The sequence below is a fragment of the Allocoleopsis sp. genome, assembly GCF_036703385.1.
Taxonomy (GTDB): Bacteria; Cyanobacteriota; Cyanobacteriia; order Cyanobacteriales; family Coleofasciculaceae; genus Allocoleopsis.
The window spans coordinates 1-7,195 of the sequence record NZ_DATNPA010000610.1 but is presented as its reverse complement, the minus strand read 5'-3'; the positions used below and the strand labels follow the sequence as shown (position 1 = coordinate 7,195).

At 47.1% G+C, this 7,195-nt stretch carries 4 protein-coding genes; all 4 read right to left on the bottom strand.

From position 1 onward, the window contains the following. Nucleotides 1–20: 20 nt before the first annotated feature. Nucleotides 21–2,075, bottom strand: a complete 2,055-nt coding sequence (locus V6C93_RS29215) for a WD40 repeat domain-containing serine/threonine-protein kinase (protein WP_333480189.1) — start codon at nucleotides 2,073–2,075, stop codon at nucleotides 21–23. A gap of 148 nt (nucleotides 2,076–2,223) precedes the next feature. Next, complete coding sequence (locus tag V6C93_RS29210; RefSeq protein ID WP_333480188.1) at nucleotides 2,224–3,177, bottom strand: Rpn family recombination-promoting nuclease/putative transposase; 954 nt, start codon at nucleotides 3,175–3,177, stop codon at nucleotides 2,224–2,226. Nucleotides 3,178–3,299: 122 nt separating this feature from the next. After that, nucleotides 3,300–5,117 (bottom strand): serine/threonine-protein kinase, encoded by a 1,818-nt coding sequence (locus V6C93_RS29205; protein ID WP_349262872.1) that lies wholly within the window; start codon nucleotides 5,115–5,117, stop codon nucleotides 3,300–3,302. Nucleotides 5,118–5,300: 183 nt separating this feature from the next. Beyond that, a partial coding sequence (locus V6C93_RS29200) for a CHAT domain-containing protein (RefSeq protein ID WP_333480186.1) occupies nucleotides 5,301–7,195 on the bottom strand: 1,895 nt, incomplete at its 5' end.

The following is a 7,195-nucleotide window of genomic DNA, read 5'->3' as shown; positions in this document are numbered from 1 at the left end:
GCGATCGCAGAATTAAAAGGTTACGACCTCTGCCTCAGCGCATCACACTGCCAAATATAGATCATGGAGTCACCCCCACCACTAACGAGGGTTTGCCCATCAGGACTAAAAGCGATCGCACGAACCCAACTGGCATGACCTGAGAGTGTACAAAGCTCGTGCCCTGTAGTGGTATCCCACAGCTTAATCGTCTGGTCATCACTGGTACTCGCCAAGATTTGCCTAACTTGTAGCTCCTGAGTCTTGGCAAATGGCTTGGTGAAGGGAGCTGCTGATGCTTTCCTTTCGCCAGCCGAGTAGGTTATTTCCTCAAGAGCGGTTTGTGGACGATAATCACCTGGGCTGCGGCCTACTTCGCTAACGACACTATCCGGAAACAGCGGGTAGATGGGACTAAAAGCAACTGAATAAATGGATCGCATATGACCTCTCAGGGTACACAGTTCCTGTCCTGACTTCAGATGCCAAAGCTTAATGGTCGCGTCATCGCTACCACTGGCAAGCGTTTGACCGTCTGGACTAAAGGTAACGGTACGAACCCAACTTTTATGACCACTGAGAATCCGAAATTGTCGCCCCGTCCTGAGATTCCACAGCTGAATCGAATCCCCACTAGCCGTGACGAGGGTTTGCCCAGTGGGGCTAATTGCGATCGCATTAATCCAACTCGTATCACCTTGGAGACGACGAATTTCCTGCCCCGTCTTTAGATTCCACAGCTTAACCCTTCCACTATTATCTAGACTGGCGAGCATCTGCTCCTCTGGACTCATGGCGACGGAATAAACACAGCCTGAATCTTTAGAAAACCAGTTCCCTAGAGTTAGGGAACCGACTTGTATCCCCTTGCTTAGCTGCCAGAGCTTAATCGTCTTGTCTTCACTGCCACTGGCGAGAATCTCTCCATCTGCACTAATGGCGATCGCACACACTGACTTAGAATGACCTCTAAGCGTACAAAGCTCTTGTCCAGTTGCTAGCTGCCAGAGCTTAATTGTCTTGTCATCACTGCTACTGATCAGAATTTCCCCATCCGGCGTTATGGCGAGAGAACGAATCGATTCGGTATGCCCTTTAAGAGTATAAACACACCTCCAGTTCTGGGTGGGTGAGTTCGAGGTAGGGGCAAATCTCGCTTGCGGTAAGGGAGTAGCGGATTGGACAGGAGTAACTCTTGGTGTACTGGTTCGAGGATAAATTGGAGAATTTAGGGCGTCGAGTACCTCTACAGCTGATTGAAAGCGCCGACTCGTTGCCATCTCGACCATTTTGTCCAAGACTTGACTCAGGCGACGACTAACAGCACGGCTCAAATAATTGCGCCACACCCAGGTTGCATCGCTAAACGAATACAAGTCAAAGGGTTCAGTCTGAGTCAGCAGATGCAGGCAGGTTACGCCTAAACTATACAAATCACTGGAAAAAACAGCTTTCCCCCCAGCCTGTTCGGGTGCAGCATACCCCGCTGAACCAATGGCAGTTCCTGTTCTGACGAGAGCCGTTCCTGTAGCATATTTAGCAGCGCCAAAATCAACCAAAATTAATTGCCCGTCATGGCGACGAAGGATGTTTTCTGGCTTGATATCTCGGTGAATAACGTTGCGAGTGTGGATAAACTCCACAACAGGCAGCAAACTGTTGAGTAAATCCCGAATCTGCTTTTCGTTGAAAATACCTTCAGCTTTCAGGACTTGAGCTAAATTTTGCCCCTCAATAAACTCCTGCACTAAATACTGGCGATTCTCCTGCTCAAAATGCGCCAAGAATTGGGGAATTTGGGGATGTTGTCCCAACTCTTCCAATCGCACAGCTTCTTGTTCAAAGAGTTCTGCGGCTTTTTGTCGGTTGGCAATACCTTGAGCTTGGGGAAAAAATTGCTTGATGACGCAGTAAGGTTTTGACGGCTGGTCTTCATCCACGGCTAAAAAGGTTCTGCCAAAGCCCCCTTGTCCGATGAGTTTAAGGATACGATAACGTCCTTGCAGCAGTAACTTAGAGCCGCAACTCTGACAAAATTTTGCCCCAATTGGGTTAGTGGTAGGTCTCTGGCAATCTGGATTGAGGCAATAGCTCATGGGAGAAGACGCTCATCAGACTAAATCTATGGTAAATCGTCTTAAAGTATGCTGATTTCGCGAATTCCGAAGGTTTTGGGTTTTGCGCGATCGCTCCTCTTACTACTCTCAACTTATCATCTGACAGCAATTGTGGAATCAATGCTCTTTAAAACTGGATTTGAGCCTGTAACCAAGCTGTTAAATCGGCTGCACTAGCAAAATCTAACACCGCTTCTCCTAGATTTTCTAATTGCTCCAGGGATAATTGGCGGATGCGGCTTTGGATATCAGGACTTATTGTTCCCAGACGACGCTCTAATTGACGTAAGATCAACCCGACTTGTCCTTGCTGTAAACCCTGCTCGATGCCTTGCTGTAAACCTTGCTCGATGCCTTGCTGTAAACCTTCTTCTATGCCTTTGAGAATTGCCCCTCGTTGGTCTTCTAGAAACATCTGTTGCTTCTCTAAATCTTCCAATTCTTGCAAACTTAAGTTAGCAACATTGGCAATCCTCAACGCTTTTTGAATTTCTGGCACTTCACCCATTGTCTCTGGTATGGTTTCCAGGGTATTAGTTTGTTTCAGAAAATAAATCCATTTGTCGGTTATTGTCTCTAGCTCAGCTAACTCTTTCTGAAAATTGGGTAACTCAACAAATACCAAGTCTAGAGGATGGTCGGGATATACAAATGAATCCTGCATATCAGCGAAGGTAAAACGGGAGATGACCTTGTTCCGTTGGCTAAACATTTGGAAATCAGTAATCGTTAAAGCAATGACAGGATTTAATCTGGAATAGCCTTGACCTGATTTGAGTTGAGTGAAAAAGGTTTTTGCTGCGTTGTAGACGACTCGTTTATCAAAAGCGACAACATTCAAAACCTGCATTTCAATAATCACGATCTTATTTCCACTAATCTTGGCTTTGATATCCAAGAATGTATCTTTCAGCGTAGGAATACTAGGAGCGGAATAGGGGTCAATAATTTCTAAATCCTCAATAATGGATTGTCCCTCATAGAGAAGAGCATTTAGAAAACTAATTAGAATATCCTTGCTATCAATAGAACCGAATATTTTTTTGAACGCAAAGTCAGTTTTAGGATTAATAAAATTCATGGGATTGAATAAGGCTAAAAAATATTTAGTGTAGGCTCTTATTTTCGGACAGAGTGTCCGTAGTTAGCAATTATAGCCAGCCAACATCACTTTATTGAAAATTTTTTAGGCTCACTATCTATTCAATCGCACTGCCAAACCTTAATCGTCTTATCCTTGCTGCTGCTCACTAAAATTTTCCCATCTAAGCTGAAGGCAACAGAATAAACGGAGTCGCTATGACCCGTGAGAGTGAGAAGTTCCTGCCCTGTACCCAAATGCCACAACTTGATGGAGTTGTCGTCGCTTCCACTGGCTAAAATCTCTCCATTTGGTGTTATGGCAAGAGTACGAACCCCTTCGGTATGACCTGTGAAGCTAAGGAGTTCTCTCCCTGTGGATAGCTGCCACAGCTTGATTGTCTTATCATAGCTGCCACTGGCTAAAATCTCTCCATCTGGTGTTATGGCAAGGGAACGAACCCAGTCGCTATGACCCGCGAGGGTACGAAGTTCTTTCCCTGTGGATAGCTGCCACAGCTTAATGGTTTGGTCGTTGCTAGCACTAGCCAGAATCTGCCCATCGGGCGTCATGGCAAGAGAACCAATCCAGTCGCTATGACCGGCGAGGGTGCGAAGTTCTTTACCTGTTGATAACTGCCACAGCTTAATCGTCTGGTCATTGCTACTACTAGCCAGAATCTGCCCATCTGGCGTTATGGCAAGAGAACGAACCCAACGTTTATGACCCTTAAGTGTGCGAAGTGGCTTCCCTGTGGATAGTTGCCACAGCTTGATGGTATTGTCATCGCTGCCACTGGCTAAAATCTGCCCATCTGGCGTGATGGACAGAGAACGAACCCAGTAGTTATGACCCTCAAAACTACGCAGTTCTTTTCTTGTGGATAGTTGCCACAGCTTGATTGTTTGGTCTCCACTGCTACTCGCTAGAATCTGGCTATCGGGACTAATGGTAACTGACCAAACTACACTAGAATGCCCCCGAAGAGTAGATAAACATTTCCAGGTTAAAGTTGGCAGCTTCGAGGCAGGTTGTGCCGAAAGTTGTATGGGGTGCGGCGATTTAGAATCTAAGTCTCGGAGTACCTCTGAAGCGGATTGATAGCGCTTTTTGGTCGCGTTTTCGATGAGTCTGTCTAAGATATAACCGAGTTCATCACTTACCGGATTATTCTGCAAATATTCCCGCCATATCCAGGCATCTTCACCAACATCAAATAATTCCAACGGGGAAATCTGAGTCAGTAGATAGAGGCAAGTTACTCCTAAACTGTACAAATCACTAGCAAAACCAGCTTTGCCCCTAGCTTGTTCAGGCGCAAGATATCCAGGAGTACCAATCGTCGTTCCTGTCATCAGCAAAGCCCTTTCATTGGCAAATTTAGCAGCACCAAAATCAACAAGAATCAGTTGTTTATTTAAGCCACGAATGATATTAGCTGGCTTGATGTCGCGGTGAATGACTTGCTGAGAGTGGATAAACTCTAAAAGGGGAAGTAAGCTTTCGAGCAATTCTCGAATCTGGGCTTCCTGGAAAACACCTGCCGTTTCCAGTTCTTGGCTTAAATTTTGCCCTTCAATAAACTCTTGTATCAAATATTGGCGGCTATCTTGAGTAAAATGCGCCAGCAGTTCCGGAATCTGAGGATGTTTGCCCAACTCGTCGAGTCGTACTGCTTCTTGTTCAAATAATTCAGCCGCTTTTTGAATCTGATTAGCACCCTGGATTTGGGGGTAAAACTGCTTAATGACGCAGTGAGGTTTTGAGGGTTTGTATTCATCAACAGCCAAAAACGTTCTGCCAAATCCCCCTTGTCCGATCAGTTCGAGGGCACGATAGCGATCGCCCAGTAGCAACTTTGAGCCGCAACTTTGGCAAAATCTGGCTCCAGGTCGGTTATTGGTGGGTTTTGGACAATCAGGATTGAGACAATAGCTCATGGAGCACAGGGCAACTCGGTAATCTATTTCTATTGTCTCCTGTCGCGCAGTGGCGTCAGGAGGAATCAAAGCAGTGAACAGTGAACAGTTGGTCACTGCTAAGCTGCTCTATATCTAGATTTGCACTAGCGTTGTTGACAAAAATCTTGTGAGATGGGCATCTTGCCCGTCCCGACTATTGGTTTATTTCCACTCCCCTTGCAAGGTGAATGCCGCCCAATAATACGGAGATTTCCATTGGGGAGTCTGCAACATCTCTATCTGCGCGGCTCTTAGGGCAGCGGCTGGCTGTAACTTGTCTTGCAGCATCTTCTTGTAGAATCGACTCATCAGTTCAGATGTGCCTTCATCCGCCACACTCCACAAACTCACCATCACCCGTGGCGCACCTGCATACATAAAGCCTCTTGTCAAGCCTACGAGTCCTTCTCCTTTAATCTCCTTGCCGAGTCCGGTTTCGCAGGCACTGAGGACAACGAGTTCGGCGGGGAGGTTGAGGTTGAAGATGTCGTTGAGTCGGAGGAAGCCGTTTTGGGGTGTACCTTTTTCATCAACTAATGAAAGTACGACTCCCGATAGTTCCGGATTTTGGCTGTTGAGAATGCCGTGAGTGGCGAAATGCACGATTTGATATTGGCTGAGTTGGGGGTTGGTGGCTGTGGCACGATTGGCGGCAAAATCAAAGGCTGATTGGCTTTGGGTATTGGGGATGAGGGAGAGAATGCGATCGCCTTCTTTCCGGGTAAAGGGTAAACGTTGGAACGTAACACCGGTTTCTGTAGCGGAGCGAGTTAACGCTAAGCTGTCCAAGTCGTTAAGGTTGGCGCTTTGTAGGGGCAATCCCCCTGTGGTTGCCCCTACCGAGGTTTTGAGGCGTTCATCGTCTTTGCTAAATACTGGATCGGCGATGACAGCTACCTTCTTCGGTGCTAATCTACGCCCGTTGGTGTCTTGGCGGATGATGGCTACGGTAGAGGCGGAGGGTGAATTGACGATTTCGTAATTGACAATTAACGGTACGGGATTTTTGTCCTTCCCAATACTGTCGGGTGTTGGTAAGGCGGCAAAGGGTAAATATTGCAGTGCGCCGTCGCTGACAATGAGTAAGCGTTTGCCTGCCAACTGTCCTGCTACGGGCGATAAGAGGATTTGGCTGAGTTTGGTGGTGACTTCTAGGCTATCCTCACGGGGAACAGCACCGAGTCCTCTTTGTTCTGGTGCTTTTTGTTTTCCTGTATTTTCGTAGAAACTTTGGGCGGCTTTTTCGATGTCGGCGCGTTTGGGGAGTTCGTAGCTGTTGATGCTGGTTTTGGTGACTGCCCAGAGATAGCTGCGGTCTTCGCCTAAGCTGTACTCTAACAGCAGGGTGTTGTCATCGAGGACTTGTTGCTGAATTTCACTCAGGGTGAGAGGTTGAGGATACTTGAGGGACGCATAACGGGGACTGGTACGGCGGATTTGTTCTTGGACTTGCTCAAGCTGGGTGTTGAGGGAGTCTTGTTGTTGCTTGATTTCGGCTAACTGTTTGTTTGTATATTGAGTGCTCAGCAGTTGTATCCGGCGTTGTTCTGTGGCATCGAGGTGCTGTTGCAGAGTGCGTTCTTGTTCTAGTAATTTGGGGTCTGCACCTTGGCGAATGTTGGCATGAGCTTCGGTGAGGAGTTCTAGGAGAGAGCGTGCTCTGGCGCGTTCGGAAGCGTTGAGGGCTTGGACGTCGTATCCTTTGGATGGGTTGGTTTTGTGCAACTGCATCAGCAGGTCGATGTAGAACTCGTAATAACCTTGCACGGTGGCAAAGTATGAGGCGCGGAGTTCTTGGCTGGCAATTTTGGTGCGGAGGTCTTCAATAATATTGATGGCAGCCTCTATTCGAGTTAGAGCTGCGCTGAGGTTGCCTCTGTTGAGTTCTAGGTAGGCAAAATTATAGAGAGTAGCGGCTTCCCCTCTCTTATCACCAACTACCCGGAATATTGGCAAGGATTGATTGAAGTACTCTAGCGCTTTTTGCTTTTCTCCTAACTCATCGTAGGCTTTACCGATGTTGTTAAGGGTGACGGCTTCCCCTACCTTGTCCTCAG

Bases quoted from the DNA above. Each gene is read 5' to 3' on its own strand.
- V6C93_RS29205 (WP_349262872.1), bottom strand. From the start codon at position 5,117: ATGAGCTATTGTCTCAATCCTGATTGTCCAAAACCCACCAATAACCGA.
- V6C93_RS29215 (WP_333480189.1), bottom strand. From the start codon at position 2,075: ATGAGCTATTGCCTCAATCCAGATTGCCAGAGACCTACCACTAACCCA.
- V6C93_RS29210 (WP_333480188.1), bottom strand. From the start codon at position 3,177: ATGAATTTTATTAATCCTAAAACTGACTTTGCGTTCAAAAAAATATTC.